This window comes from Nitratidesulfovibrio sp. D1 (genome assembly GCF_051133415.1).
In the GTDB taxonomy this organism is placed as follows: Bacteria; Desulfobacterota; Desulfovibrionia; order Desulfovibrionales; family Desulfovibrionaceae; genus Cupidesulfovibrio.
The window spans coordinates 210,122-235,436 of sequence record NZ_JBPGNZ010000004.1; the positions used below are offsets into that span (position 1 = coordinate 210,122).

24 protein-coding genes are annotated in these 25,315 nt (G+C 69.9%); 13 read left to right on the forward strand and 11 right to left on the reverse strand.

Annotated elements, in window-relative coordinates; translation table 11 throughout:
• The 3 genes from nikR (at nucleotide 1) to ACR4XJ_RS08960 (ending at nucleotide 1,925) form a co-directional block, all read left to right on the forward strand.
• Nucleotides 1-420, forward strand: coding sequence for a nickel-responsive transcriptional regulator NikR (gene nikR, locus ACR4XJ_RS08950; protein WP_012612453.1), 420 nt, complete (start codon nucleotides 1-3; stop codon nucleotides 418-420).
• Nucleotides 421-625: 205 nt separating this feature from the next.
• Nucleotides 626-1,405, forward strand: coding sequence for a GTP cyclohydrolase FolE2 (gene folE2 / locus ACR4XJ_RS08955; RefSeq protein WP_434754908.1), 780 nt, complete (start codon nucleotides 626-628; stop codon nucleotides 1,403-1,405).
• A 118-nt stretch (nucleotides 1,406-1,523) separates the two neighbouring features.
• On the forward strand, nucleotides 1,524-1,925 hold the full coding sequence (locus tag ACR4XJ_RS08960) for a flagellar basal body rod protein FlgC (protein ID WP_434754909.1): 402 nt from the start codon (nucleotides 1,524-1,526) through the stop codon (nucleotides 1,923-1,925).
• 234 nt (nucleotides 1,926-2,159) lie between these two features.
• On the opposite strand, the gene ACR4XJ_RS08965 is transcribed toward ACR4XJ_RS08960, so the two are convergent.
• The gene (locus ACR4XJ_RS08965; protein WP_434754910.1) at nucleotides 2,160-3,167 is read right to left on the reverse strand and encodes an AEC family transporter; all 1,008 of its coding nucleotides are present in this window, start codon (nucleotides 3,165-3,167) and stop codon (nucleotides 2,160-2,162) included.
• Nucleotides 3,168-3,700: 533 nt separating this feature from the next.
• Here ACR4XJ_RS08965 and ACR4XJ_RS08970 point away from each other — a divergent pair.
• The 4 genes from ACR4XJ_RS08970 to ACR4XJ_RS08985 all read left to right on the forward strand — a co-directional run bounded on the left by ACR4XJ_RS08970 (nucleotide 3,701) and on the right by ACR4XJ_RS08985 (nucleotide 10,395).
• Nucleotides 3,701-4,753 carry a sigma-54 interaction domain-containing protein gene (locus tag ACR4XJ_RS08970; RefSeq protein WP_434754911.1) on the forward strand — a complete coding sequence of 351 codons (1,053 nt, stop codon included), beginning with the start codon at nucleotides 3,701-3,703 and terminating at the stop codon, nucleotides 4,751-4,753.
• Nucleotides 4,754-4,999: 246 nt separating this feature from the next.
• Nucleotides 5,000-8,293, forward strand: coding sequence for a tetratricopeptide repeat protein (locus tag ACR4XJ_RS08975; RefSeq protein WP_434754912.1), 3,294 nt, complete (start codon nucleotides 5,000-5,002; stop codon nucleotides 8,291-8,293).
• 28 nt (nucleotides 8,294-8,321) lie between these two features.
• Nucleotides 8,322-9,170 (forward strand): AmmeMemoRadiSam system protein B, encoded by an 849-nt coding sequence (gene amrB, locus ACR4XJ_RS08980; protein ID WP_434754913.1) that lies wholly within the window; start codon nucleotides 8,322-8,324, stop codon nucleotides 9,168-9,170.
• A 220-nt stretch (nucleotides 9,171-9,390) separates the two neighbouring features.
• Entirely contained in the window at nucleotides 9,391-10,395 is a 1,005-nt protein-coding gene (locus ACR4XJ_RS08985; protein ID WP_434754914.1) for a GNAT family N-acetyltransferase, read from the forward strand.
• 141 nt (nucleotides 10,396-10,536) lie between these two features.
• Here the strand turns inward: ACR4XJ_RS08985 and ACR4XJ_RS08990 are convergent, their stop codons facing one another.
• Entirely contained in the window at nucleotides 10,537-10,746 is a 210-nt protein-coding gene (locus ACR4XJ_RS08990) for a heavy-metal-associated domain-containing protein (RefSeq protein WP_333505931.1), read from the reverse strand.
• Between the two features lie 321 nt (nucleotides 10,747-11,067).
• On the opposite strand from ACR4XJ_RS08990, the gene ACR4XJ_RS08995 reads away from it, so the two are divergent.
• The 6 genes from ACR4XJ_RS08995 (at nucleotide 11,068) to ACR4XJ_RS09020 (ending at nucleotide 16,878) form a co-directional block, all read left to right on the forward strand.
• A complete protein-coding gene (locus ACR4XJ_RS08995) occupies nucleotides 11,068-11,346 on the forward strand; it encodes a hypothetical protein (RefSeq protein WP_434754915.1) in 279 nt (92 codons plus the stop codon).
• A 74-nt stretch (nucleotides 11,347-11,420) separates the two neighbouring features.
• Nucleotides 11,421-12,887: a tRNA (N6-isopentenyl adenosine(37)-C2)-methylthiotransferase MiaB gene (miaB, locus tag ACR4XJ_RS09000; RefSeq protein WP_434754916.1), complete on the forward strand. Its 1,467-nt coding sequence runs from the start codon at nucleotides 11,421-11,423 to the stop codon at nucleotides 12,885-12,887.
• A gap of 170 nt (nucleotides 12,888-13,057) precedes the next feature.
• On the forward strand, nucleotides 13,058-13,753 hold the full coding sequence (locus ACR4XJ_RS09005; RefSeq protein ID WP_434754917.1) for a bifunctional nuclease family protein: 696 nt from the start codon (nucleotides 13,058-13,060) through the stop codon (nucleotides 13,751-13,753).
• Nucleotides 13,754-13,925: 172 nt separating this feature from the next.
• Nucleotides 13,926-14,585 carry a histidinol phosphate phosphatase domain-containing protein gene (locus ACR4XJ_RS09010; protein ID WP_434754918.1) on the forward strand — a complete coding sequence of 220 codons (660 nt, stop codon included), beginning with the start codon at nucleotides 13,926-13,928 and terminating at the stop codon, nucleotides 14,583-14,585.
• A 142-nt stretch (nucleotides 14,586-14,727) separates the two neighbouring features.
• Nucleotides 14,728-15,279, forward strand: a complete 552-nt coding sequence (locus ACR4XJ_RS09015) for a hypothetical protein (protein WP_434754919.1) — start codon at nucleotides 14,728-14,730, stop codon at nucleotides 15,277-15,279.
• Between the two features lie 165 nt (nucleotides 15,280-15,444).
• Nucleotides 15,445-16,878 (forward strand): response regulator, encoded by a 1,434-nt coding sequence (locus tag ACR4XJ_RS09020; RefSeq protein WP_434754920.1) that lies wholly within the window; start codon nucleotides 15,445-15,447, stop codon nucleotides 16,876-16,878.
• Between the two features lie 88 nt (nucleotides 16,879-16,966).
• Here the strand turns inward: ACR4XJ_RS09020 and yjgA are convergent, their stop codons facing one another.
• From yjgA to ACR4XJ_RS09065, 9 genes are all read right to left on the reverse strand, one after another.
• Nucleotides 16,967-17,506 carry a ribosome biogenesis factor YjgA gene (gene yjgA, locus ACR4XJ_RS09025; RefSeq protein ID WP_434754921.1) on the reverse strand — a complete coding sequence of 180 codons (540 nt, stop codon included), beginning with the start codon at nucleotides 17,504-17,506 and terminating at the stop codon, nucleotides 16,967-16,969.
• A 107-nt stretch (nucleotides 17,507-17,613) separates the two neighbouring features.
• On the reverse strand, nucleotides 17,614-18,111 hold the full coding sequence (locus tag ACR4XJ_RS09030; RefSeq protein WP_434754922.1) for a hypothetical protein: 498 nt from the start codon (nucleotides 18,109-18,111) through the stop codon (nucleotides 17,614-17,616).
• Nucleotides 18,112-18,163: 52 nt separating this feature from the next.
• Nucleotides 18,164-19,024, reverse strand: coding sequence for a UbiA-like polyprenyltransferase (locus ACR4XJ_RS09035; protein ID WP_434754923.1), 861 nt, complete (start codon nucleotides 19,022-19,024; stop codon nucleotides 18,164-18,166).
• Nucleotides 19,025-19,048: 24 nt separating this feature from the next.
• Nucleotides 19,049-20,338, reverse strand: a complete 1,290-nt coding sequence (locus tag ACR4XJ_RS09040; protein ID WP_434754924.1) for an HD-GYP domain-containing protein — start codon at nucleotides 20,336-20,338, stop codon at nucleotides 19,049-19,051.
• A 485-nt stretch (nucleotides 20,339-20,823) separates the two neighbouring features.
• Nucleotides 20,824-21,627, reverse strand: a complete 804-nt coding sequence (locus tag ACR4XJ_RS09045; RefSeq protein WP_434754925.1) for a MogA/MoaB family molybdenum cofactor biosynthesis protein — start codon at nucleotides 21,625-21,627, stop codon at nucleotides 20,824-20,826.
• 83 nt (nucleotides 21,628-21,710) lie between these two features.
• Complete coding sequence (locus ACR4XJ_RS09050) at nucleotides 21,711-22,124, reverse strand: hypothetical protein (protein ID WP_333505918.1); 414 nt, start codon at nucleotides 22,122-22,124, stop codon at nucleotides 21,711-21,713.
• A 78-nt stretch (nucleotides 22,125-22,202) separates the two neighbouring features.
• Nucleotides 22,203-22,964 carry a LysE family translocator gene (locus ACR4XJ_RS09055; RefSeq protein ID WP_434754926.1) on the reverse strand — a complete coding sequence of 254 codons (762 nt, stop codon included), beginning with the start codon at nucleotides 22,962-22,964 and terminating at the stop codon, nucleotides 22,203-22,205.
• 428 nt (nucleotides 22,965-23,392) lie between these two features.
• Nucleotides 23,393-24,124, reverse strand: a complete 732-nt coding sequence (locus ACR4XJ_RS09060; RefSeq protein WP_434754927.1) for an amino acid ABC transporter ATP-binding protein — start codon at nucleotides 24,122-24,124, stop codon at nucleotides 23,393-23,395.
• On the reverse strand, nucleotides 24,121-25,134 hold the full coding sequence (locus tag ACR4XJ_RS09065) for an ABC transporter permease subunit (protein WP_434754928.1): 1,014 nt from the start codon (nucleotides 25,132-25,134) through the stop codon (nucleotides 24,121-24,123). The genes ACR4XJ_RS09060 and ACR4XJ_RS09065 overlap by 4 nt, the downstream gene beginning before the upstream one ends.
• Nucleotides 25,135-25,315: the final 181 nt, after the last annotated feature.

The following is a 25,315-nucleotide window of genomic DNA, read 5'->3' on the forward strand; positions in this document are numbered from 1 at the left end:
ATGGGCCGCACCATCCGCTTCGGCGTCTCCCTCGATTCCGACCTGCTCGAAAAGTTCGATGCCCTGTGCGACGACCGCTGCTACCAGACCCGGTCCGAAGCCATCCGCGACCTGATCCGCAACACCCTGGTCCAGCAGGAATGGGAAGACACGGACCGCGAAATCGCGGGCACCCTGACCATCGTGTACGACCACCACAAGAGCGACCTGGCCCAGCGGCTGACCGAAATCCAGCACGACCACCACGGCATCATCATCACCTCGCTGCACGTGCACCTGGACCACCACAACTGCCTTGAAGTGCTGGTGCTGAAGGGCCCCGGCGCCGACGTGCGCACCCTGTCGCAACGGCTCATCTCCACCAAGGGCGTGAAGCACGGCAAGCTCTCGCTCACCACTACCGGTCAGGACCTGACGTAGGGGTATGCCCGCGTATTGTCTTTTTGCCCGCTGGCGTCGTCAAACAGCGCCCGCCATTTCAGTCAAATACGAGAAGAGCGCGTTGCGGTCCTCATCCGTAATGGCTCGGGGACTCGCCAACGGCTGAGGCATATTCCTTCATGGCAGGCTTGTTTTCCTTGCCAGCGAACAAAAATCCTAATCCGCGAACACACCCCAGAGAAATATGGAAGACGTACAGAACAGCCCGGCGCAGGTGGCCATGCCCATCGACCGCGTGGGCGTGAAGAACCTGAAGCTGCCCCTGGTGGTCAGCGACCGCGCGCAGGGCCGCCAGCATACCGTGGCCACCGTGGACATCGGCGTGGACCTGCCCGCCGAGTTCAAGGGCACCCACATGAGCCGCTTCGTCGAAGCGCTGGAGAACTGGTCCGAGGAACTGGACTACAACTCCATGAAGCGCCTGCTCGAAGACGTGAAGGAACGGCTGCACGCCCGCAAGGCGTACGCGCTGTTCCGCTTTCCCTACTTCGTGCGCAAGGGCGCGCCCGCCACGGCCAGCTCGGGCCTGGTGTGGTACGAATGCCGCCTGACGGGCGAACTGGGCGACGGCAAGCCCTCGTTCCTGCTGGAACTGGAGGTGCCGGTGATGACCGTGTGCCCGTGCTCCAAGGCCATCAGCGACGAAGGGGCGCACAGCCAGCGCGCCGTGGTGCGCATGTCCATCCGCATGACCGGGTTCAGCTGGATGGAGGAGTTCATCGAACTGGCCGAGGCGGCCGGGTCGTCGCCGGTGTACACCCTGCTCAAGCGCGAGGACGAGAAGTTCGTCACCGAGGACGCCTTCGCCCATCCCACCTTTGTCGAGGACGTGGTGCGCGCGGCGGCCCAGCGCCTGGAAGGACACCCGCACGTGGCCTGGTTCCGGGTGGAAGTGGAGAGCTTCGAGTCCATCCACTGCCACAACGCCTTCGCCAGCATCGAGCGAGAGGTGCGCAAGGGGTAGCCGCGCTGCCCGCACCCCTCCCCCGTGACAGGCGAGGCCATCGGCATTATTCTCTCCCGCAGGGGGCAGGAGCGATCAGGGGGTTACCGCCACCGCGCGACCGCACGGGAGACACGCCATGATCGACGGATTCGGCACGCCGCTCAGCGCACTGGACGCCTTCGGGACGTCCATGACCGTCACGGCCAACAACGTGGCGAACATGAACACGGACGAATTCCGCGCCTCCGACGTGCGCCTGCAAACCGGCCCTGCCGATCAGGATGGCCGGGAACAGGGCGTGGAGGTGGCGGAAATCCGCCAAAGCACCACCCACGGCCCGGTACGCCTCGACCTGCGCCGCATCCTGCACGAGGACGGCTCCGTCTCGGTGGAGACCAGCGCCATAGAGGGCAGCAACACCGACGTGGCCAACGAGATGGTGGACATGCTCACGGACCAGCGCGCCTTCGAGGCCAACGCCGCCGTGGTGCGCGCGCGGGACGAGATGACCGGGATACTGGTGGACCGTTTCGTCTAGGGGGTTGTTTCCTCACGCGCGCGGGCGCTTGCACGGGAACTCCACCGTGCTTACCTGAAAAGGGAGAGCGGAAGCGCGCGAAGGAACAAGGAAGGCCGACCGGAACCGAGGGGCACCGCCCCGCAATCCACCGGCGCTTGCGCCGGGCAGAGCCAAGGCAACATGCGCGCCGCGCACCCCCACAGGGTACGCGGCGCGCTTCTTTTCCCTTCCGCTCTGGCGTATCGCCCGCCGCTACAGAAGTTCCAGATGCCGCAGCAGCACCACGGCGCCGAACAGCGTCAGCGCGGAGAGCATGGTGCTCACCACGATGGCCCGCGAGGTGTCGCGCGCGCCCGCGCCGTAGCTTTCCGCCACCACGTAGGCCACCGCCGCCGTGGGCATGGCCGCGAACAGCACGCCCATGCCCAGCCAGTGCCCGCGCACCCCGAACGCCCACAGGCACAGCCAGGTCAGCGCCGGATGGGCGAACAGCTTCACCGCGTTGACCACCACCTGCCGGGCCAGCGGCGAAAGGGCCTCGGGGTCGCATTCGCCGCCCCCGCCGCTCTCGGGCGGGCAGCCCGCGCCCTCGGCGGTCAGTTGCGCGGCCAGCACCATCCCGATGCCGAACAGCGCGCACGGAGAGGCCGTGGCCCCCAGCATGGAGGCCATGACGGCCACCGGCCCGGCCAGCCCCAGGCCGGAAAGGCTCACCGCCACCCCGGCCACCGAGGCCAGCAGGATGGGATTGCGCCCAAGGGCCGCCGACACCTCGCGCAGCACCCGCCACGACAGGCCGCCGCCCTTGCGGATGGCCTCCAGCCGGGCCATGGTCACCAGCAGCACCGCAAGGCACAGCACCGAGACCATGCCCCCGGCCAGCACCGCGTCGTCGTTGCCGGGCAGCAGGGACACCACGATGGGCAGCCCCAGGAAGGCGCTGTTGGGAAAGCTGCCCGCCTGGGCCAGCACGGCGATGTCCGGGCCGTTGCGCCGCCCCCCGCGCGAACACAGCAGGTAGCCCAGGGCAAAGGCCAGCAGCATGCCCGCCACGGTGCCCGCGGCGAAGCCGCCGCGCGCCAGTTCCTCCGGCGTCTTGCGGGCCACGGCGTAAAACAGCAGCGCGGGCAGCGACACCCGGAACACGAACTGGTTCAGGGCGGCCGGGGTGCCCCTGGGCAGGCTGCCCAGCCGTTCCACGAACATGCCAAGCACGATGATGCCGAACACCGGGACCAGGGCGGAAAGGATGTCGAGCACGTAAAACTCCCCGGCGGGCTCGGCGGCCCGCCAGACGTTGGCCGGTACGGCTGTGCCAGACGTTGGCCGGTACGGCTGTGGATGATGGCGTGAACCCCGAACATACGACCGCACGGGGGCGCGGGCAAGGTACGCACCTGCCGGATACCATGCCCGAGGCCATCCCCCCCCGCCCGCCGGGCCGGTTTCCGCCGCCTTCCCGTGCGCGTGCGCACGCGCCGCCGCGCCCGCGTGGCGGCGGGATGGCGGCAGGATGGCCGTCCTCCCCCGCCCTGGCACGCGGAATCCGCTTTTTTCGCCCCTGTACTTGACTTCGCGTCAGCGAATTGACACTGATGAAGCCAGACGCGCCATGCCGCCCGCGCGGTCCGGTGTTCCGGGCATCTCGCCATCGCGCCGGGCGCGCGGCACTGCGGCCGAATGGCCCGGCGGCCAAGGCGGGCCAGATGGGCCAGGGCGGGCCGGGCCGGGGCGCGCACCGGGGTGGCGCGGGGGGAAGCGGGACACATTCAGCGAGCCTTCCGGGAGAGGGGATGGATCTCGACACCAGCGGCATCATCGGCCAAAGCACATCGCTCAGGGACGTCTTCCGCATTCTCGCCAAGGTGGCCCCCACCGACAGCACCGTGCTGGTCACGGGCGAATCGGGCACCGGCAAGGAACTGCTGGTGCGCGCGCTGCACTCCAACAGCCAGCGCCGGGCCATGCCCTTCGTGCCCATCAACTGCGGGGCCATTCCCAAGGAACTTCTGGAATCGGAGCTCTTCGGCCACGAGAAGGGCGCCTTCACCCATGCCATCCGCTCGCGGCCCGGCCGGTTCGAACTGGCCGACGGCGGCACCATTTTCCTGGACGAAATCGGCGAGATGGACCTGACGTTGCAAGTCAAGATCCTGCGCGTGCTGCAAGAAAAGGAAATCGAGCGCGTGGGCGGCGCGGGGGTGAAGAAGGTGGACGTGCGCATCGTGGCCGCCACCAACCGCGACCTCGAACGCGAGGTGGCCGCTGGGCGCTTCCGCGAAGACCTGTACTACCGGCTCAACGTCATTCCCCTGCACCTGCCCTCCCTGCGCGAGCGCGGCGGCGACATCCTGGTGCTGGCCGAGCATTTCATGCGCCGCTTCTGCGAGCGCAAGGGCCGCCGCTGCCTCGTCCTGGCGCCCGACACACGCAAGGTGCTGGCCGCCTATTCGTGGCCGGGCAACGTGCGCGAACTGGAAAACTTCATGGAGCGGCTCAGCATCCTCGCCGACGACGACGTGGTGCCCCCGGCCGACCTGCCCCGCAAGATCCTGGACGAGGTGGGCGACATCGTCTCGCTGCCGGAACCGACCCCGCCCGACCCGCTGCCCGTGGCCTCCGGAGCGGCGTCCTGCGGCATGCCCGCCGGCTTCAGTTGGCCCACCATCACCGACCTGCGCGACAAGGGCATGAACCTCAAGGATTTCCTGGACACCGTGGAGGAACGCCTGCTGGACGAAGCCCTGGGCATGGCCGAGGGCGTGAAGAACCAGGCGGCGGAAATCCTGGGCATCAAGCGCACCACGCTCATCGAAAAGCTGAAGAAGAAGCGGACGGACTCGTGATCGGGGCGCGCGCCCGGCCCGAACCGGGCAGACCGGGCGGACCGGGCGGACCGGGCAGACAGGGCGGATAGGGCAAGGCGGGATGCGCGCAGCTATCCGCCGCTGCACGTTTTTTGCTATGAACAAGTGCCCGTGTCGGTTTTTTCCCGTCGGGCACGGGGCACGGCATCCGCAACGGAACCGGCGCCGGGGCACGGGCATGCCCCCGCACGCGCACACATACGCGTACATGCACAGGATTTCCGCGTGAAACGACCCTCCGCCGCCGGTCTTGCCCGGCTGCTCCTCATCGCGGCCCTTGCCGGGCCGCCCGCCACGGCCGCGCACGCGGCCTCGTGGCAGTGGAGCGGCCTGCCCGACCGCGAGCGGGTGACCATCACCCTGGACCGGCCCGGCGAGGTGGACGTGGCGCGCACCGGGCGACAGACCCTGTCGCTGACCTCGCGCGCCGTGGGCGCGGCCCCCGCGCGCATGGGCGGGGCGGACCCGGCCCGCGCGGCGCTGGTGGGCGAGGTGGCGCCGCAGCCCGGCGGCCTGCGCATCGACACGCGCACGCCGGGGTTCGGCTACGTGGTCACCCGTCCCGCGCCCGACCGGGTGGTGGTGGACATCTTCCGCGACCCCATGGGCGAACGCTGGACACCGTCCGACGCGGCCCAAGCTCCTGCCCAGACGGCCGCCCAGCCCGAGGCGCAGCCCGCGCCCCCCACGCAGCCCGTACCCCAGGCCCAGGCAACGCCCGCTCCCCTGCCCTCCACCGCGCCCGACCCGGCGCGGAACGGCGCCCGTCAGCCGCGCATCGTCGAACGCGCCCTCACCGACGCCACAGGCCCGCAGGCCGATGCGCCGCTGCCCACGGTACCCACGGAACCCGGCGCCCCCGAGCAGGCCGCCCCCCCGGCTCCGGAACAGGACGCGAAGCAGTCCGCTCCCCAGGGCGCGGTCACCGGCCAGCTTTCCTCCGGCCCGGGCACAGCGCCGCCCTCTCAGGTCACCGGGCAGATCGGCGCAGCATCTCCCGCCCAACCGCCCGAGCCGCAACGCAGCTTCTTTGCCGTGCCCTACTCCGTGCGGGCGCGCATCAACCCCGGCGGCCCGTCCGACTGGCCGGAAGAGGCGGCTGCCTCCGCCCCCACCACGGCTCCCGCGCCGGTGCCCTCGCGCGGCGAGGCCGGCCCCGCCGCCACCGCCCAGCAGGCCGCACAGCCCGCCGCGCCGCAACCCGCGTCCCAGCCCGCTCCAGAGGCATCCGCGCAGGCCACCGCCGACGCCACGCCTCCCCCCCCCGCTCCGGCCACCCCTGCCGACGGCGCACAGGGCGACGGCGCACAGGGCGAGGCGCGCAAATCCGCCGCGCAGCGCCCGGAAGGCGCGGTGCCGCCTGCCCAACAGTCGGCCCAAACGCCGGGCCAGGCCACGGCGGACGCGCAGCCCGGCACTCCCGAAAAGGTGGACGCCACCTCGCCGCAGGCGAAGCAGGCCGCCGAAGGGGGCAACGCCACCAACGCCACCCAGGTGGTGTACGTGGACGAAAAGGGCAATCCCGTGCCCCCGCCGCCGGTCCCGGCCGAGCTGATGGAACAGGTCAAGACCTTCATGGTCAACGGCGACTACCCCAAGGCCCTGGAACTGCTGGAAACCCTGAAGGGCCTGCGCGACACGCCCAGGGAAATGCGCGAGGAGGCGCTGTACCTCATCGGCGACGTGCTGTTCGCTCAGGGCAAGGACAACATGCTGGCCGTCTACGACAAGGTCGTGACCGCCACCAACGAGGCCATGAACTACAACCTCAAGTCGCGCCGGGTGCCGCAGGCCCTGTTGCGCCTCGGGGTGGTGAACATGCGCATCGGCAACTCGCAGGAGGCGGAAGGCTACTTCAACCTGCTGCGCCGCCAGTATCCGCACGATGAAAACGTGCCCCTGGCCCTCTACTACGCCGGCGAAGAAGCCTACAAACGCGGCGAGTACCAGAAGGCGGCCGACAAGTTCCAGTCCATCGTGCAGGACTTTCCGGAAAGCAAGTACGTGCGCGAAGGGTCGGTCAGCCTGGCCCGCTCCCTGCACAAGATGGGCTACTACCAGCAGGCGGAATCCATCCTCGACTTCGTGGACAAGCGCTGGGGCCGCTTCTACCTGGAATACCCGCCGCTGCTGACCATCGCGGGCGACGTGGCCTACCAGGTGGGCAAGCTGGACGACGCGCGCAGCCACTACTGGCTGTACTACAACCTCATTCCCGACGGCGAGGACACCGACACCGCGCTGGCCCGCATCGGGGACATCCTGGCCAAGCAGAAGCAGACCGAGGCGGCCCGCGAAATCTACGAAGAGGCGGTGCGCCGCTTCCCGGACAAGGACGGCGGCCTCGTCTCGCTGATGCGCCTGGCCGAGGAAGGCATCCACGACGCGCCGAACCTGGGGGACATGGTCTCGGTGTTCCAGCGGCCGGACAACACCCGTCCGGTGCAGGCCTACACCACCATCATCTCGGGCCATCCGCAGAGCGCGCTGGTGCCGCTGGCCCGGCTGAAACTGGCCATGTGGTACCTGTGGAACCGCCAGTATCCGGAAGCGCTGGCCACCTCGGCGGAATTCATCCAGGCCCACCCCGGCAACGAAATGCTGCCCAAGGTGCGCGACGTGGCCCTGCAAGGCTTCACCCAGGCCGCCGCCGAATCGGTGGCCGACGGCAACTACGGCCGCATCCTGCAACTGTGGGAACAGTACCCGCTGCTGCGCGAGAACGAAAAGGCCCTGTCCGCCGACACCCGCGTGGCCCTCGGCCTCAGCTACTCGCGCGAGGGCCAGCCTCGGCGGGCGCTGGAAATCCTGGACGGCTTCCTGAAAGGCCCCAAGGACGCGCAACACGGCGAAACCGCGCTGTCGCTGGCCCTTTCGGTGTACCTGGAAAACCAGAGCTGGCAGAACATCGTGGACCTGATGCAGAGCGTGTCCGGGTGGACCCTGTCCGATCCCGTGCAGGCCCAGGCCGACTACGCACTGGCCCTGGCCCACGAGAACCAGGAGCATTCCGACCTGGCGGTCCCCCTGTGGCAACGGCTGCACGAGCGCAAGGGCATGCCCCCCGAGCAGCGCGCCTACGTCAGCTTCTTCCTGTCGCGCGACGCCGAGCGCAAGCGCGAACTGCAAAACGCCTACCTGCTCACGCGCGAGGCCCTCACCGACTTCCTGGCCGTGGCCCAGGCCAATCCGGACAAGGCCGACGCCCCGCGCATCAAGGACTGCCTGATCTCGCTCATGGACATCACCGAGGCGGCGGGCCGCCTGCGCGAATCGCTGGACTGGACCGAGCAGTACGCCAAATACGTGCCCGATTCCGACCCCGGCTACGCGGCCATGCGCTTCCGCACCGCGCGCCTGCAACGCAAGACGGGCAACATGGACGCGTGGAAGTCCATCCTTGAAGACCTCGCCCGGCGCGACCCTCAGTCGCTGTACGGCCGCATGGCCGCCTCCGAACTGCGCACCACCGACGTGACCAAGGGCCTTTCCGGGTTCACCCAGGGCGCGCAGCAGTAAGCGGCCCGCTCCGCCACAGGAGGCCACCATGCACGACAGGCATCTGGACAACGGACACGCCATCGACCGCAACCCCGTGGTGGCGGGCATGTTCTACCCGGACGACCCGGACCTGCTGCGCCACGAGGTGCGCGAGCACCTTGCCGCCGCCACCCGCGACCCCGCCCCCACCCTGCTGGCCATGGTGCCCCACGCGGGCTACGTCTATTCCGGCGAGGTGGCCGGGCAGACCCTGGGCGCGGCCAACCTGCCCGACACCATCGTGCTGCTGGGCCCCAACCACACCGGGCTCGGCGCGCCGCTGTCGGTCTGGCCGGGCGGGCACTGGCACACCCCCCTCGGTCCCGTGCCCGTGGACGCCGAGCTGGCCGACGCCCTGGCCGAATCGGACGCGGGCTTCACCCGCGACACCGCCGCCCACGTGCGCGAGCACTCCATCGAGGTGGTCCTGCCCTTCCTGCAGGAATACACGCCCGACCTGTCCATCGTGCCCGTGGCCGTGGCCGAGCCGCATCCCCAGTCCCTGCGCGATGCGTCGCAGGCCCTGGCCGACACGCTGCGCCGCATGGCCGCCGCCGGACGGCGGGTGGCCATGGTGGTGTCCTCGGACATGAGCCACTACGTCACCCACGCCGACGCCGCCCGCCTGGACCGCATGGCCCTGGCCCGCATCGAGGCGCTGGACCCCGTGGGCCTGTACGCCACGGTGCGCGACCGGGGCATCTCCATGTGCGGGGTGCTGCCCGCCACCCTGGGGCTGTTCGCCGCGCTGGCCCTGGGCGCCCAGACCGCGCGCGTGGTGGCCTACGCCACCTCGGGCGAGGTCAGCGGCGACATGCAGCGGGTGGTGGGGTACGCGGGGGTGCTCGTAGCGTAGCTGGTTGGCGCAAGAGCCTTTTTGCTTCTGCCGTCGTCAGAACACCTTTTTATTCCGGTCGAGTACGATAAGACATCCGGCCCGCCACGCCTCGCATATTGACGGCGGGGGGCGGCGGTGTCATGTTCCGCCCGGCGGCGGGCGACGCGTCCGCGCCCTCCGGCGCGCCGCGCGTTGCGCGCGGCCCGGCAGCCTTCCCGCGCCATCCAACGGAGCCCCCGTGACCACGCAATACCGTCTCGAAGAGACCGCGCCGGGCGCCCAGTGGGACGCCTTTGTCGAGGCTTCCCCCAACGGCACCATCTTCTCGCTGTCCGCGTACCTGGCCGCCGTGCGCCAGCCCAGCCGCCTGTACTGGTGCCTGAACGGCAACGAGCGCCGCGCCGCCGTGGCCGTCACCGAATCGGCCGACGGCTCGCGCGCGGTGCTGCACGACTTCGTCATCCACAACGGCATCCTCTTCGCGCCGCCCGCCAACAAACAGAACCGCTCCACGGTGCTGTCCGAGCGGTTCGAAATCGCCGTGGACGTGGCCGCCGCCCTGTCGCGCCGCTACGAGCGGGTGGAACTGGCCCTGTCGCCGCAGGTCACCGACATCCGGCCCTTCCTGTGGCACAACTACGGCAGGGACGACGCCCCCCGCTACGCGGCCGACGTGCGCTACACCGCCTACGCCAGCCTCGCGGGCTTCGCCGATGCCGCCGCCCCCGAAGACGTGCCCCTGTTTCCGGAAATTTCCTATTCGCGCCGCCAGGAGGTGCGCAAGGCGCTGAAGACCGGCGTGCGCACCACCGAGGACGCCACCCCGGACGACCTTTCCGCCTTCTACGCCCTGACCATGGGCCGCCAGGGCATAGAGGTGGAGCGGGAACGGCTGGACGAACTGCGCGACCTGGCCGCCGCCGTGCTGGCGGGCGGCTTCGGCCGGTTGTTCGCCACCCGCACCCCGGAAGGGGAACTGGCGGCCATGGCCCTGTTCGGCATGGACGGCAAGCGCGCCTACTACCTGTTCGGCGCAGGCGACCCGCACCTGCGCAACACCCCCTGCGGCACGGCCGTGTTGTGGGACGCCTTCGGCGAACTGGCCCGCGCGGGCGTGGCCGAGGTGGACCTGGAAGGGGTGAACAGCCCCCGCCGGGGCTGGTTCAAGCTCAGCTTCGGGGCGGACATCCTGCCCTACTACCAGTTGGTCAAGGACGGCTCGGAACCGGCGCAGGCCGTGTAGCGGGCCGGGCGGCCCCCCCCATGAAGGCATGAAAGCATAATAAAGATCGAAGGGGCGGGGGCACAGGCCCCCGCCCCTTCATGCGAAGCGAATCCGGCGCCGCGGCGCCCGCCGTCCGGCGCGCGCCACGGAACGATGCGGCTACGCCTCTTCCTCCTCCAGCGTGTACCCGGCGCTCTCCACGGCCTCGCGCAGGATGCGCGTGTCCACGCATACCGCCGGGCCGTAGGTGATCTCGCCGGTGGCCAGGTTCACGTTCACTTCCTCGATCCCGGCCTGGGTCTTGATGGAGGTGGTCACGGTGGCGGCGCAGTCCGGGCTTTGCAGCCCCTTCACCCTGTACTTCTTCATGGGAAATCCTCCCCGCGTGGGCGGTATGCCGCGGGCGCGGCGCACGATGTGAAGGGAAACGCCGGGACAGCCACCGGCGCGTGACGACGCTTCGTCTTCAATGCCGAGACTATACCGCTTTATCCTACTGTGCAAGTAGGATTTGACCCCTTGCGCGCCCCTTGCGAATGCCTTACCTCAAGGGACCGCCAATCTGTGGCGATCCGTGGCAATCTGTGGCGATCCGTGGCAGTCCGTGGCGGGCCGCCGAGGCATACGCCTGACGGCACACGACCTGCGGCGACGCCGCCACGCCCCTCCACCGCAACCCCCGCACACCCAATGCTCGAACTGGACTTCACCACCTCCGGCTATGTCTACATGGCGCTCATCTGGGCCGGTGTGGGCCTCATCGCCGTGGTGCTGGCCCGGCGGCAGGGGCGCAACCCCGCGCTGTGGTGCGTGGCCTGCCTGCTGGCCCCGGTGGCCCTGTTCTACCTGGCGGGCGAGCACGGCGGGCGCGCGGACGCGCGCGACCGGGCAGAACGCGACCAGGCCGAACGTGACAGGGCCGAACGCGCACAGGCCCAGGCCCCTGCCGACGGCGACGGCAACGAATAGCCGCAGCGCGGCCCTTCTTCACCACCCACCCGCGCCGGGTGCATCCCGGCCCTCCACCAGCAGACCCCCGGACCATGAGCGACCGTACATTTCATATCCTGACCTTCGGCTGCCAGATGAACGTCAACGACTCCGACTGGCTGGCCAGGGCCCTCGTGGCGCGCGGCTTCACGGAAGCCCCCTTGGGCAAGGCCCGCGTGAACATCGTCAACACCTGCTCGGTGCGCGAAAAGCCGGAACAGAAGGTATACAGCGTGCTCGGACGCATCCGCCAGGCCACCCGCAAGCTGCCCGACGCCTTTGCCGTGGTGGGCGGCTGCGTGGCCCAGCAGATCGGCGCCGGGTTCTTCACCCGCTTTCCCCAGGTGCGCCTGGTGTTCGGCGGCGACGGCTCGGCCATGGCCCCCCAGGCCATCGAACGGCTGTGCGCGGAGCCGGGCCTGCGCGTCTCGCTGCTGGATTTTTCCGAGGAATACCCCGAGCGCGACGCCCAACTGGATTCCGGGCCGGTGCCGCCTTCCGCCTTCGTGAACATCATGCAGGGCTGCGACAACTTCTGCGCCTACTGCATCGTGCCGTACACGCGCGGCCGCCAGAAGTCGCGCGCGGCCGACGCGGTGGTGCGCGAATGCGCGGAACTGGTGGATCGCGGCGCGAAGGAGATCACCCTGCTCGGCCAGAACGTCAATTCCTACGGGCAAGACGCGGAAGCCGCCCGCCATGCAACAGTGGCGGGTGGTGCGGACGGGGACGCGGTGACCTTCGCCGGGCTGCTGCACCGCGTGGCCGCCCTGCCGGGGCTGGCCCGGCTGCGCTTCGTCACCCCGCATCCCAAGGACATCGCGCCCGAGGTCATCGACGCCTTCGGCACGCTGGACAACCTGTGCCCGCGCCTGCACCTGCCCCTGCAATCCGGGTCCGACCGCATCCTGAAGGCCATGGGCCGCAAGTACGACATGGCCCGGTACATGGACATCGTGCACCGGCTGAAGGCGGCCCGGCCGGACATCCAGCTTTCCACGGACATCATCGTGGGCTTTCCCGGCGAGACGGAACAGGACTTCGAGGACACCCTTGCCGCCATGCGGGCCGTGGGCTTCGCCACCAGCTTTTCGTTCTGCTATTCCGACCGGCCGGGCACCCGCGCCGCCATGCTGCCCGGCAAGCTGGAAGCCGCCGAAAAGGCCGCCCGCCTGGCCCGCCTGCAGGAATGGCAGAATGATTATACTGAACAATGCTTGCGGAACATGGTAGGGTTGCACACAATGGTGCTGCTGGACGGCATGAGCAAGAAGCCCGGCATCTCCCCGCCGGAGTCCCCCCCGGACGTATGCGACGCCGGACGCGACGCCGGACGCGACGGCAGGCAGGACGGAAGCCCGGCACCCCGCCACGGCGAAAGCTGGCAGGGGCGCGACCCTTACGGCCAGCCCGTCAACGTGGTGCTGCCCCCTCGTCCGGAAGGCTGGCGGGGCCGGATCGTGCCGGTGACCATCGTCGAGGCCAAAAAGCATTCGCTGCGCGGGGTCATGCGCGCATGATCCGTTTCCGCCGTCGCCGCGGCCCGCAAGGACGGACCGGACAGGAACCGGCGAACGCGCCGGATGCAACGTCCTCCCATACCGGCCAGCCAGATCAGCCAGGTCAGGCAGGCCGGATCGGGGCACGCGCCATGCGAAGACGCCCGCCGGGGCGCACAGGCAGGTATCCCATGGTAGAGATGAAGGTCGTGGGGCTGTCGCTGGACGACGCCACCAAGGCGCCGATCCTCGTCCTGCGCCGCGAGGCCGGGGAGGAACTGCTGCCCATCTGGATAGGGGCCATGGAAGCCATGGCCATCTCCATCGCGCTGAACAGCGTGGACGTGCCGCGCCCGCTCACCCACGATCTGTTGCTGAACACCCTGCGTTCGCTGGGTGCGCAGCTGGTGGCCGTGGACGTGGTGGACCTGCGCGACGGCACCTACTTCGCGGAACTGGACATCCTGCAGGGCGGCACGCGCACCCGCGTGGACTGTCGCCCCTCCGACGCCATCGCCCTGGCCCTGCGGGCCGACGTGCCCATCTTCGTCAGCGAGGACGTGCTGCGCCGCGCCGCCGAAGACCGCATGCGCCCCAACCTGGACGAGAACGCCCCCCGCCGCCCGGCCGACGCCGCGTCGGCCATGGCCCGCGAAGAGGCCGCCCGGCGCGACGTGCGCCGCAAGGCGGGCCAGCCCCCCTGGGCCGACGGCGAGGGCGGGGTGGCGGGCATCGTGGAGCAGATGGCCCGTGCGCGGGATGCCGGGGCCGCCCCCGACGCCTCCGGCGGCGAGGACGCCGGTCCCGCGCGCGACCCGCACGATCTGGAAGAACAGCTGGCCGAACTGCTGCGCTCGCTGGACCCGGAAACCAAGTACCGCATGTAGCCCGCGCACCGGCGCGGGCCGCCGCCACGCCCATCCCGTTCCGCCCGCAGTGTACCGGTGGCCCACCGTTCCACCCGCATCGCCACGCCCGCGCCTCGCGGCATCCGCGCGGCGCGTTCCCGGCCGCCCTGCGCACACGCCCCCGCACATATCCCATGACCGGAGCCACCAGATGATCGACCTGCACGTGCACACCTGCTTCAGCGATTCCTCCATGACGCCCGCCACCGCCGTGCGCTTCGCGCGCCTTGCGGGCTACCGCGCCGTGGCCCTCACCGACCATGCCGACGGATCGAACATGGACCTCATCCTGAGCCAGGTGCTGCCCATGGCCCGCCAATACGGGCTGTACGCGGGCATCGAGGTCTTCGCCGGGGTGGAACTGACCCACGTGCCCCCGGCCCTCATTCCCGACGCCATCCGCGAGGCGCGGGCCCTGGGCGCGCAACTGGTGGTGGTGCACGGCCAGTCGCTGGCCGACGTGGTGGAGACGGGCACCAACCTCGCCGCCATCGAGGGCGGCGCGGACGTGCTGGCCCACCCCGGCCTGCTCACGCCCGAGGACGCCGCCTACGCCGCCGAACGCGGCGTGCTGCTGGAAATCACCACCCGCCCCTCGCACGCGCTGTCCAACGGCCATGTGGCCATCACCGCGCGCGCCGCCGGGGCGCGGCTGGTCATCAACAACGACGCCCACCGCAAGGAAGACTTCGTGTCCGCCGAAAAGCGCCGCGCCGTGGCCCTGGGCGCGGGCCTTGCCCCGGCAGAGATCGAGGCCGCCGAGCAGGCCCAGCGCCAGTTGGTGGAGCGGCTCGTGCGCGCCGCCCGTTAGGGGCTGTCCATAGTACGCTTTCGCCTTTTCCCCTCCGCATGGAGCACCGCCCCCCGGCCTAAAGTTCCGCCTCGAACTGCCGATGGGAGACATGTACCGCGGCTGTCCGGCCGCCGGTTCCCCATCCCGCAGAGGTGCGGCCATGCTCGACTATTACAGATTCAAGGAAATCCACGACCTGTTCATGAAAGGCAAGACCGAGGAAGCGCGCCACCTGCTGATGGAAATGCAGTCGCGCTACGTTTCCCTGTGCGACGAAAACACCATGCTGAAGATGCAGGTGCAGGAATTCGAGGACATCCTCTACCTGTCGCGCAATCTCGTCTTCGACGGGTTCTGCTATTGGCTCATCACCGGCAACATCAAGCAGGGGCCGTTCTGCCAGAGTTGCTACAACCGCGACGGCGTGCTGGTGCGTCTGGCCGCCCACGAGGGAATGTGGCGGTGCGCCACCTGCGGCACCGTGCACGACCGCGAACCGCACTACGGCATGCCCATGCCCGGCTTCGGGCTGGGCGCGGCGCTGGCCACGGCCCACGACGCCGGACGCACCGGTCTGGCCGGGCTTGCGGAAATGGCGGGCCGCGCAGCCGGACTCGGCTCCGGCGACGGCCTCGCCACGGACGGGCCGCCGCCCGGCACGCAGGCCGTGCGCCCGGTCCGTACCGGCAAGTTGCTGCCTTTCGTCAAATGACCCCGCGCCCGCATGCCGGACGCATCCAAAGGCCCGCTTCCGGCGGGCCTTCGTCATTCCGGGGCCGGGCGGCGTGCACCGTACCGCACCGCCCGCGCTAAAGTTTCCCGCCGCCGCGCCGATGAATCCGGTACATGGGGCAAGGCCCCGAAAGGAAGGACCGGCATGCACTCCGCACCCAGACACAGCACGTCCCCCGCCCGCCTGGCCGCTACGGCGGCGGTGGCCGCAAGCACCCCCCTGCCCCGCACGTTTCGCCCCGGCGACGGCATCACCGCCACCGGCCTCGCGGCCCTCGGCGTGGAGCCCACATGGCGCAGGGCGGGACGCGGCGCGGCCAGCCTTGCCGACCTGGTGGAGGCCGTGCGGACCGAAAGCCTGCCGGTCAACGCACCCTACGCACCCAACACGGACGCCCTTCCCGCGCACGGATTCGCGCACGCGCTCATCCTGGCCCCGCGAGAGGAATTGAGCGCGGTGGAACGCCGCGCCCTGCGCCTGGCGGGCGCCCGCAACATCAGCGTGCTGACCTCGGGCGCCGCCGCCGCCCGGCGTCTGGCCCGGCAGCACCGCGCCCACGCGGCCGACGACGACGACGCGCGCCCCGCCGTGGACGTGGTGATCTGCCACGAACACCTGGCGGACATGACCGCCCTTGAATTCCTGGGGCTGGTGCGCGCGCACCCGCGCCTGCTCGACCTGCCGGTGCTGGTGGTGTCGGGCGCGGCCACGCGCGAGGCCGTGCTGGCGGCCATCGGCGCGGGATGCAGCGGCTTTCTGGGCCGCCCGTACACCCTGGCCGCCTTGGACGGGCAACTGCTGCGCGCCCGCCGCGCGCTGGAAACGGGCGCCGCCCGCGCCGTGGCCGACGGAACGCGCCTGCTTTCGGACCAGGAATTCGACCTAGCCCTGGAGCGGTTCGCCACCGCCGCCACCGACGCGGCGGGCGAGGCGGAAATCCATTTCCTGGAAGGCACGGCCCACCTGCTGCGCGAACAGTGGGACGAGGCCATCACCGCCTTTGGCCGCACCCTGCGCTGCAACGCCCAGCATGCCGAGGCGTGCTTGGGCCTGTCCGACGCCTGGCGCGGCAAGGGCGACATGGACAAGAGCCACGAATTCCGCCGCCGCGCGGGCGAGATTTACGCCCGCGCCCGGCAGTGGCGGCGCGCCCAGCAGGTCTTTGCCCAACTGCTGGCCGAAGCGCCCCGCGATACGCCCAACCCCCTGCTGGGGGAAGCCGCGCGCCTGCTGCGCGAGGGGCGCATCGACGATGCCGCCGCCGCCCTGCTGGCCGGGCGCGAACTGACCCCCGGCGCACCCCTGCACGAGCACGTGGCCCGCGCCTGCCAGTTCACCAGCGCGCCGGAACGCACCGCCGCCGCCGTGTGCCGCGCCCTGTCCGGCGCGGACCCGGAACTGGGCAGCCAGTTGCACCGCCGCATGCTGGGCCGCTTCGGCACTCCGCGCCGCATCGACGTGGACGGCCACGGGGAATCCGCCGGACTGCTGGAACGCATGCTGGACGGCACTGTGCTGCACGACGTGCTCACCGTGGCCCGGCATACCCTGAAGGTGTGGCGGCAGGCGGGTATTTAGGCAATCCTTCGAGAAACCGACGACAAAACGCGCCGGATGCGAAAGCACCCGGCGCGTTTTCATTGCGAAGACGGCAGGAGCGGAGCGGCTATTCTTCCGCCACGTCGCGCAGCAGCCGGAACAGGGCGCGCCCGGCGCGGGGCGGCTTGCCCGCCGCGCGCTCGGCCAGCGCGTCGCGCACCAGCAGGCGCAGGTGGCGCGGGTCCACGTCGGGCCACTGTTCAAGATAGGGATGCAGGCGGTCCGGCCCGGCGGCCAGCAATTCCTCGCGCAGTTCCTCGATGCGGTGGAAATCGTCGTCCTCGGCCTGCTTCACGGCGCGCACCTCGCCCATCTGCGCGGCCACGGCCTCCCAGTCGCCTTCCCGGATGACCCGGCCGATGAACTGCAACTGCCGCCGTTTGGCCTCGTGCGTGGGCATGGCATGCCATTCCAGCACTGCCCGCTCCAGGTCGCCGGGCAGGCCCATGGACCGCACCTTCGAGGCGGGCAGGCGGACCAACTCCTCGCCCAGGGCCTGCATGGCGTTGCTTTCGCGCTTTTTCTGCGAGCGGCTCACGTCGCGTATGTCGTTGTCGGCCGCCACCCCGGACGGGGGCAGGGCATCGGGTATCCTGCGTCGCGCCATGCGCGTTCTCCTTGCTCTGTCTGTGGGCTGTGTCTGCGTGGCTGTACATGCGTGAATGACGCCGCCCCCGGAACTGCGGGGACGGGCGGATGCGGGCGGTGCCGGGTCTACCTGCCGCGCCGGCCACCCGAAAGGTAGCCCAGCAGGTCGGCCAGATCCACCACGGGCAGCCCGTGACTGCCTGCGGGCGCATCGGAAATTCCATCGGGGTCCACGGAGTCTTCGGCTCCGCCGCCGTCCCGCCCGCCGCTGCCGGACTCGCCCTCCCGGCGCTCTCCGTCCGCGTTCCCCTCGCCGGGCTGCACGGGCCGCCAGTGCTGCGCGCCCATCTCCACGAACAGTTCCACGCCCCGCTCTGGCACCCCCACCACCAGCACCAGAGTGCCGGTGGGTTCCAGCCGGTAGGCGTAGTCGAACAGCCGCCGGGCCACCAGCGCCACGGGCACGCCCGCATCGGCGGCCACCTGCGCGGCGGCCTCGCGCAGCCGCCCGGCCGCCTCGCCGTCCATGCCGATGCCGTCGTGCGGCACGGGCACCGCCACCTGCCAGCCGTACATGGCCTGCACCCTGCGGCGGGTGTACTCCTGCGCCATGGTCAGTCGCATGCAAGACCTCCCGGCGGTAAACACGGGAAACGCGGCCCGCGGCCGGCTGGTCCTATCCCATGTACAGGCCCAGCAGCACGCCCCCCAGCACCATGAAGGCGACGACCCCGTTCAGGGTGAAGAAGGCCATGTTCACCCGCGACATGTCGTCGGGGCTGATGATGCGGTGTTCCCAGGCCAGCACCCCGGCGACGACCGCCCACACCGCGTACCACGGCCAGCCCAGCGAGGCGGACCAACCCGCCAGCAGCAGGAAGATGGCCGCGTTGGCGTGGCAGAAGCCGGAGACCACCAGCGCGGCGGGCAGGCCGAAGTGCGCGGGCACGGCGTGCAGGCCCACGGACCGGTCGAACTCGATGTCCTGGCACGAATACAGGATGTCGAACCCGGCCACCCAGAACAGCACGCCCCAGAACAGCAGCACGGCGGGCACCGTGAACTGCGGGTCCACGGCGATCCACCCGGCCACCGGGGCCAGGCCCAGCACCCCGCCCAGGAAAAAATGGCACAGCCAGGTGAAACGCTTCAGCAGGCTGTACGAGGCGGCCACCAGCAGCGCCACGGGGGCGAGGTACAGGCACAGCCGGTTCAGCACGGCGCAGGCGGCCACGAACAGCACGGCCATGAACACGGTGAACGCCCACGTCCAGGCCACGGAAATCTCGCCGGTGACCAGCGGGCGATTGGCGGTGCGCGGGTTCAGCCTGTCGTACTTCAGGTCCGCCAGGCGGTTGAAGGCCATGGCGAACGAGCGCACGGCCACCATGGCCACGGTGAGCAGCAGCATGGGCGCCAGGCCCGGCCAGCCCCCGGCGGCCAGAAAGGCCCCGGCATAGGCGAAGGGCAGCGCGAACACCGAGTGTTCGATCTTGATCATGCGGCAGATGGCCGCGAGGCGCGAAAAGGGATTCATGTGGCGTCCGTCCGGTTCGTTTGGCTAGGCGGCCGTTTCCTGGCAGGTTGCATCGTCCGGTTCACGCTCCAGGGCCGCGCGCACCAGACCGATTTCATCGCGCGCCCGCTCCTGCGCCTGGCGGCGCGCGTCGTCCATTTCTTCGTAGCGCGAGAGCAGAAGGTCCACAAGCTCGCCGTCCAGCTTGCCGTCACGGGCCTGCTCGCGCAGCACGGCGCGGGCCGCCTCCGGAGACATGCCGCCCCGGTAGGGCCGGTCCTCGGCGATGGCGGTGAACACGTCGGCCACGGCCACGATGCGCGCGGGCAGGGGCAGGTCGTCGCCCGTGAGGCGGTAGGGGTAGCCGCTGCCGTCCATGCGCTCGTGGTGCAGCGCGCCCCAGGTGGCCACCTGGGTGAACCCCGGCACGGAGGCCAGGATGTCCATGCTGTGCTCCGCATGGCGGCGCATGCGCGCCATTTCCCCCTCGTCCAGGCGACCCGGCTTTTCCAGGATGTCCAGCGGAACGCCCAGCTTGCCGATGTCGTGCAGCAGACCCGCCACGTACAGGGCCTTGCCCTGCGGGCCGTCGAACCCGGCCCAGCGGGCCAGCAGGCGCGCGGTTTCCGCCACGCCGCTGGAATGGGTGGCGGTGAAGGGACTGCGCGAGTCGATGACCAGCGAGAACAGGGCGGAGAACGAGATCACCCCGTCGGCGTCCAGGATTTCCTCCTCCAGCCGACCGCCCGGCCCGGTGTGCAGATGGCATTCCGGCGCGCGCAGCCCGGCGGCGAAGTCCGGGTCGGACGTCAGGTCGTGCAGGGCGTCCAGCGCGTCGGGCCGGAACAGGCCGGAGCGCCCCCGCTCCAGCCGTTCCATGGCGCGGGGGAACTGGCGGGCCGGGTCCTCGCCGCGCCGCAACTGCACGTCCAGCCTGTCGGCCAGGTGGATGATGTGGGCGGCTGCGGAAACGCCGTCCTCCTTCCTGCCGTGGCACCACGGGGCGTGGTGATGGCGCACCAGGCGCGCGGCCTGGGCCAGACGCGGGCAGGTGCCCAGCATCACGGCCCCGGCGCGGGAGTGCGAATCCATGTCCTGCTCGAATATCAGCCCTTCCAGCGCCGCCTTCAGCGGCACCGCGCCCGCGTCGTGCATCAGCGAGGCCAGCAGCAGTTCGCACCTGTCCCTGTCGGGCAGGCCGAGCCGTTCGGCCAGGCGCGCGGCGATGAAGCCCACGTGCACGTGATGCGCGGCCACGGCCGGGCTCACCAGGTCGAGCGCACGGGAAAAGGCCACGGTCAGGTCGATGAGCCTGACCTGCAAAGGCTGCTGCATGAGTGTGTCCCCGGCCGGACGCCGGACGCGCGGCGCTTTTCCCCGAAATGCGCTGCGCCGTCCCCTGTCGCCCGGATGCCGTGCGGTGCCTGTTGATGGTTGGAAATGGTTGGAGATGGTTGCCGTGGCGCATGCCCCCGGCATGCGGAAATCAGTACGCTTACAGGGGCTGTCTCTAATTCAGGATTTTTGTTCGTTGGCAAGGAAAACGAGCCTGCCATGAGGGAATATGCCTCAGCCGTTGGCGAGTCCCCGAGCCATTACGGATGAGGACCGCAACGCGCTCTTATCGTATTTGACCGAGCCTTAGCCGTTAGGCGAGCGCGCAGCGCGAGTCTTACGGATAAGGACAGCAAAGCCATGGCAGGCGAAGTTTGACCGCGTTGCGCACGATGTCCGTAGGGCTCGCAAGCTCGCCCAACGGCCACGCTCCGCGCCCTTCGGGTCGGAAGCCAACGGGCAAAAAGACAAGTTAGAGGCAGCCCCTAGCCGCCGCACTCGGCAGGATCACCCTGCAACTTGTCCAGCGCATGGGCCAGCGCGGGCAGCACGGCGGCAAGGTTTTCGGCCACGGCCTTGCGGCTGCCGGGCAGGTTGACGATGACCGCCCCGCCCAGGGTGCCCGCCACGGCGCGCGAAATGACCGCATTGGGCGTCTTGGCGAGGCTGGCGGCCATCATGGCCTGCTCGAAGCCGGGCAGTCGCCGTTCGATGACGGCCAGGGTGGCTTCCGGCGTCACGTCGCGCGGGCCGATGCCGGTGCCCCCGGTGGTCAGGATGAGGTCGTAGCCCTGGGTCAGGGCCAGATCCATCAGCAGGGCGCGCAGCCGCTGGCCGTCGTCGGGCAGCAGGTAGCCGCGCTCGATGCACAGCCGCATGGTCCCGCGCACCATCTCGGCGATGGTGGGGCCGCTGGCGTCCTGGCGCAGCCCGGCCGCGCCCTTGTCGGAAAGGGTCACCCAGGCCAGGGCGCGCCCCCGGCGCAGCACCGACAGTTGCAACACCCGGCCGCCCGGCTCGTCGCACAGGGCTTCCACGAAGACGCAGGCCCCGGCATGCGCCGACCCGGAACGGGGCAACAGGGTGCGGCCCACCACCCGGAACAGGACATCACCCCTGGAATCGTGCAGGATGGCGCCCACGGTCAGCCCCAGCACCACGTCGGCCTGCACGGCGGCAAACGCGGGCAGCGCCCCCGGCAGGCCCACCGGCCCGGCGGCAAGCGCGATGATGCCCCCTTTGGGCACGGGCATGGTGGCAACATCAAGCATCACCTGGTCGTCGCCCATGGCGGCCTCCCTGCATGCGTCGTGTGGCATGGACATGATTCGGACTTCCCCCCGGAGGTGCGAACGGAACGGACGAGAACTCCCTACCGGGCGTCGGGGCGGCACAAATGCTCGCCCACCGCGCCATAGAACGCCTGCGCGGCATCCTTGCAGCCCTTGCGGGTGTGGATGGTCACCCAGGTGTCTTCGCAGTAGGCGTCCATGACGCGCAACTGCTCTTCCACGTTCAGGCTGTTCACGCCCCGGATGCAGGCTTCCTCGGACAGGTAGTGGCTGCCGCGCAACGGAAAGCGCACCTGGGCCGCCTCGCAGCCGCGCATGCAGCCGTTGCGGGTGAGCACGCCGTACTCGTCGTCCTGCTGGCAGCGCTTCTGGCAGGCCGACAGCAGCGGGTCGGTGGCCACGTGCGACAGGCCGCCGCGCGCGGCGCACCCGGCAAGCAGCAGGGCCAGCATGAGGACGGCCGGGGCAAGGGCCGGCACGAAACATCGCCGCATGGGAACCTCCGTTGAGGATGCCGCACGGCAGGGCCGTGCGTGGTCATGCACCGGTGCGGACAGATGGACCCGGATGACTCAGCCGCGATCGAGGGCCAGCCGCAGGCCGAAGCCCACCATCAGCCCGCCCACGCCGCCTTCCAGGGCCCGCTGCACGCCGGGGCGCAGCAGCGTGGCGCGCGCCCGGTGCACGGAAACGGACAGGAACGAAAACCACAGCACGGCCACCACGGCCTGCATGCCGCCGAACAGGCAGGCCCGCGCAAAGGCGCCGCCCAGCGCGCCCGCCCCGGAGGCGGCGACGTCGGCCGCCACGCCTCCGGCGGCCACCACGTTGGGCAGCACCGCCAGGTAGAACACGGCCACCTTGGGGTTCAGCACGTTGCTCAGAAAGCCTTCCATCCACGCCCGGCGCACGACGCCGCGCGGCGTGGTGCGCGGCATGGTGCGATAGTCGCGCCAGTGGGCCGGGCCGGAAACCCCGGCAGCGCCAGCCGCCGCCGCGCTATCGGCATCCGCCGAGGCACAGGCAGTTGAAGCATCATGCGCACCGCCCTTCCACGCTCCGTGCAGGGCGCGCACGCCCAGCCACACCACATAGGCGGCGCCCGCCAGGCGCACCACGTCGAACGCGGCGGCGGAATGCACCAGCACGGCGGACACGCCAAGGCCGGAACACACCACATGCACCAGCAGCCCCGACACGCAGCCGAACGTGGTGGCCACGCCGCCACGCGCGCCCACGCGCAGCGAGTTGCGCACCACCAGCATGGTGTCCGGGCCGGGGGTGACCACCAGCAGCGCGGCCAGGCCCATGAAGGCCAGAAATTCATGATTCACGGCAAACCCTCGCACCGCAAACACCAGACGCTTCACCAGACGGTCAGCGGATGGGCGCGACTCTACCCGTTACGCCGGAAGGGGGCAACAGGGGGTATCCCAAGGGGTATCCCCCCACGGGGGGACGTCCATTCACGCCTCCCAGTCTGCCCGAAAAACGCGCCCCCACCTTTTCGCAAGACGAAGGCCGGGCTCGCGCCTGCGCTCTTTTTCCTTATGCCCCGCGATGGCTTCCATCGCGGGGGGCTGGTGCGGAGACGATGCAAGAAATTACGATGTTTGAGGTCGGGCAAGGCGAACCGGAATTTTTGAGCGCAGCGTACTTTTGTACGTGAGCATCAAAAATTCCGGTTCAACGCCGCCCGGCCCCAAAGGGCGGATTTCGCTAGCAGCGTGGCCGCGCTGACCTGCAAGCCGGCACTTCCCCGCTACAGTATCTGGCTCAGGAACAACTTGGTCCGGTCATGCTCGGGCGCGGTGAAGAACCGGTCCGGCGACCCCACTTCCAGGATGCTGCCCTGGTCCATAAACACCACGCGGTCCGCCACTTCCCGGGCAAAGCCCATCTCGTGGGTGACCACCACCATGGTCATGCCCTCGCGGGCCAGGTTCTTCATGACGTCCAGCACTTCGCCCACCATCTCGGGGTCCAGGGCGCTGGTGGGCTCGTCGAACAGCATGGCCTTGGGGTCCATGGCCAGCGCCCGCGCGATGGCCACGCGCTGCTGCTGCCCGCCCGAAAGCTGGTCCGGATACACGCTGTGCTTCTCGGGAATCCCCACCTTGCGCAGCAGTTCCATGCCCTTCTTCTCGGCCTCGGCCTTGCCGCGCTTGCGCACGGTGGTCTGGGCCAGGGTCAGGTTTTCCAGCACGGTCAGGTGCGGGAACAGGTTGAACGACTGGAACACCATGCCGACCTCGGCCCGCACCTCGTTGATTTCGCAGTCGGGGTCCAGGATGTCGCGCCCCTCGATGAGGATGGAGCCCTCGTCGGCGTATTCCAGCCGGTTCAGGCAGCGCAGGAAGGTGCTCTTGCCCGAGCCCGAGGGCCCGATGATGACCACCACCTCGGCGGGGGCCACGGACAGCGAAACGCCGCGCAGGGCGTGCAGCCTGTCGGGGGTGTAGAAGAACTTGTGGACGTTGGTGGCGTTGATCATCGGATGGCCCTGCGTTCAAGGTACTGCACGAACAGCGAAAGGGTGAAGGTAAGCACGAGGTACAGCACCGCACAGACGATCCACAGCTCGAACGGCTGCAACGACGTGGTGACCACCTCGCGCGTGGCCTTGGTCAGTTCGCGGATGGCGATGACCCCGAGCAGGGACGAGTCCTTGATCAGGCTGATGAACTGCCCGGCCAGCGGCGGCATGATGCGCCGGAAGGCCTGGGGCAGGATGACCTTGCGCATGGCCTGGGCGTAGCTCATGCCCAGCGAGCGCGCGGCTTCCATCTGTCCCCGGTGCACCGACTGGATGCCCGCGCGCACGATTTCCGCCACGTAGGCCCCGGTGAACAGGGCCAGCGCCATCACCCCGTACCACAGCGGGGATATGCCGCCGAGCCCCACGTGTTCCAGCAGGGCGTTGATGAGCGTGCCCACCACGAAATACCACAGGAATATCTGCACCAGCAGCGGGGAACCGCGAATGATCTCGATGTAGGCGATGGAGCCCCAGCGCAGCATGGGGTTGATGGAGATGCGGCACAGCCCCGTGACCACCCCGATGACGATGCCGCCGATGATGGCCAGCACGCTGACTTCAAGGGTGATCCACAGCCCTTCCAGCAGGATGCCGGGCTTGTTCAGCTGGTAGCGGCCCAGCACGTCGCCCCGGTAGGCGAAATCTCCGGCGGAAACCAGCACCGTGCCCTCGCCGGGCAGCATGTGGGGGTGTTCCTCGCCCGAGGCGTCGCGCACCACCACGCGCTGTTCGTTGCCCTGGCGGTCGATGATGGTGACGTCGCCCTCCGCCTCGGCGCGCACGTCCGCGGCTTCGTTCACCCAGAAGTATTGCGGCACGCGGTTCCAGCGCCAGATGTATTCCACCGACGAGGAGGCGACCCAGAAGAACGCCACCAGCGCCAGCATGGCCGCCACGAACATGGCTTTCCAGAACAGGAAGAATCCCCTGCCCTTGGGCTTGTCCAGCCCTCTGTACTGCGTCATCGTGATTCCTTTTGCTGCGCGACCGCGCGCCCGGCACGGGTGCGGAACCGTGCGGAACGGCGGAAACGCCGGGGGGATGGCCGCGCCGGGGCGCGGCGAAAGCCGCAGGGCTTCGCGCGGGGGCGGTTCCCTGCCCTGCCCCGGTGAGGAGGGGACGAAAGGCGGGAACCGCGCCCGCGCG

Excerpts from the sequence above, each read along its gene's own strand:
- ACR4XJ_RS09045 (WP_434754925.1), bottom strand. The coding sequence starts at position 21,627 with ATGGGCGACGACCAGGTGATGCTTGATGTTGCCACCATGCCCGTGCCC.
- ACR4XJ_RS08995 (WP_434754915.1), top strand. The coding sequence starts at position 11,068 with ATGCTCGAACTGGACTTCACCACCTCCGGCTATGTCTACATGGCGCTC.
- ACR4XJ_RS09035 (WP_434754923.1), bottom strand. The coding sequence starts at position 19,024 with ATGAATCCCTTTTCGCGCCTCGCGGCCATCTGCCGCATGATCAAGATC.
- ACR4XJ_RS09050 (WP_333505918.1), bottom strand. The coding sequence starts at position 22,124 with ATGCGGCGATGTTTCGTGCCGGCCCTTGCCCCGGCCGTCCTCATGCTG.
- ACR4XJ_RS09005 (WP_434754917.1), top strand. The coding sequence starts at position 13,058 with ATGGTAGAGATGAAGGTCGTGGGGCTGTCGCTGGACGACGCCACCAAG.
- ACR4XJ_RS08970 (WP_434754911.1), top strand. The coding sequence starts at position 3,701 with ATGGATCTCGACACCAGCGGCATCATCGGCCAAAGCACATCGCTCAGG.
- ACR4XJ_RS08960 (WP_434754909.1), top strand. The coding sequence starts at position 1,524 with ATGATCGACGGATTCGGCACGCCGCTCAGCGCACTGGACGCCTTCGGG.
- miaB (WP_434754916.1), top strand. The coding sequence starts at position 11,421 with ATGAGCGACCGTACATTTCATATCCTGACCTTCGGCTGCCAGATGAAC.
- ACR4XJ_RS09010 (WP_434754918.1), top strand. The coding sequence starts at position 13,926 with ATGATCGACCTGCACGTGCACACCTGCTTCAGCGATTCCTCCATGACG.
- amrB (WP_434754913.1), top strand. The coding sequence starts at position 8,322 with ATGCACGACAGGCATCTGGACAACGGACACGCCATCGACCGCAACCCC.
- ACR4XJ_RS09040 (WP_434754924.1), bottom strand. The coding sequence starts at position 20,338 with ATGCAGCAGCCTTTGCAGGTCAGGCTCATCGACCTGACCGTGGCCTTT.
- ACR4XJ_RS09060 (WP_434754927.1), bottom strand. The coding sequence starts at position 24,124 with ATGATCAACGCCACCAACGTCCACAAGTTCTTCTACACCCCCGACAGG.
- yjgA (WP_434754921.1), bottom strand. The coding sequence starts at position 17,506 with ATGGCGCGACGCAGGATACCCGATGCCCTGCCCCCGTCCGGGGTGGCG.
- ACR4XJ_RS09030 (WP_434754922.1), bottom strand. The coding sequence starts at position 18,111 with ATGCGACTGACCATGGCGCAGGAGTACACCCGCCGCAGGGTGCAGGCC.
- ACR4XJ_RS09065 (WP_434754928.1), bottom strand. The coding sequence starts at position 25,134 with ATGACGCAGTACAGAGGGCTGGACAAGCCCAAGGGCAGGGGATTCTTC.
- folE2 (WP_434754908.1), top strand. The coding sequence starts at position 626 with ATGGAAGACGTACAGAACAGCCCGGCGCAGGTGGCCATGCCCATCGAC.
- nikR (WP_012612453.1), top strand. The coding sequence starts at position 1 with ATGGGCCGCACCATCCGCTTCGGCGTCTCCCTCGATTCCGACCTGCTC.
- ACR4XJ_RS08990 (WP_333505931.1), bottom strand. The coding sequence starts at position 10,746 with ATGAAGAAGTACAGGGTGAAGGGGCTGCAAAGCCCGGACTGCGCCGCC.
- ACR4XJ_RS09020 (WP_434754920.1), top strand. The coding sequence starts at position 15,445 with ATGCACTCCGCACCCAGACACAGCACGTCCCCCGCCCGCCTGGCCGCT.
- ACR4XJ_RS09015 (WP_434754919.1), top strand. The coding sequence starts at position 14,728 with ATGCTCGACTATTACAGATTCAAGGAAATCCACGACCTGTTCATGAAA.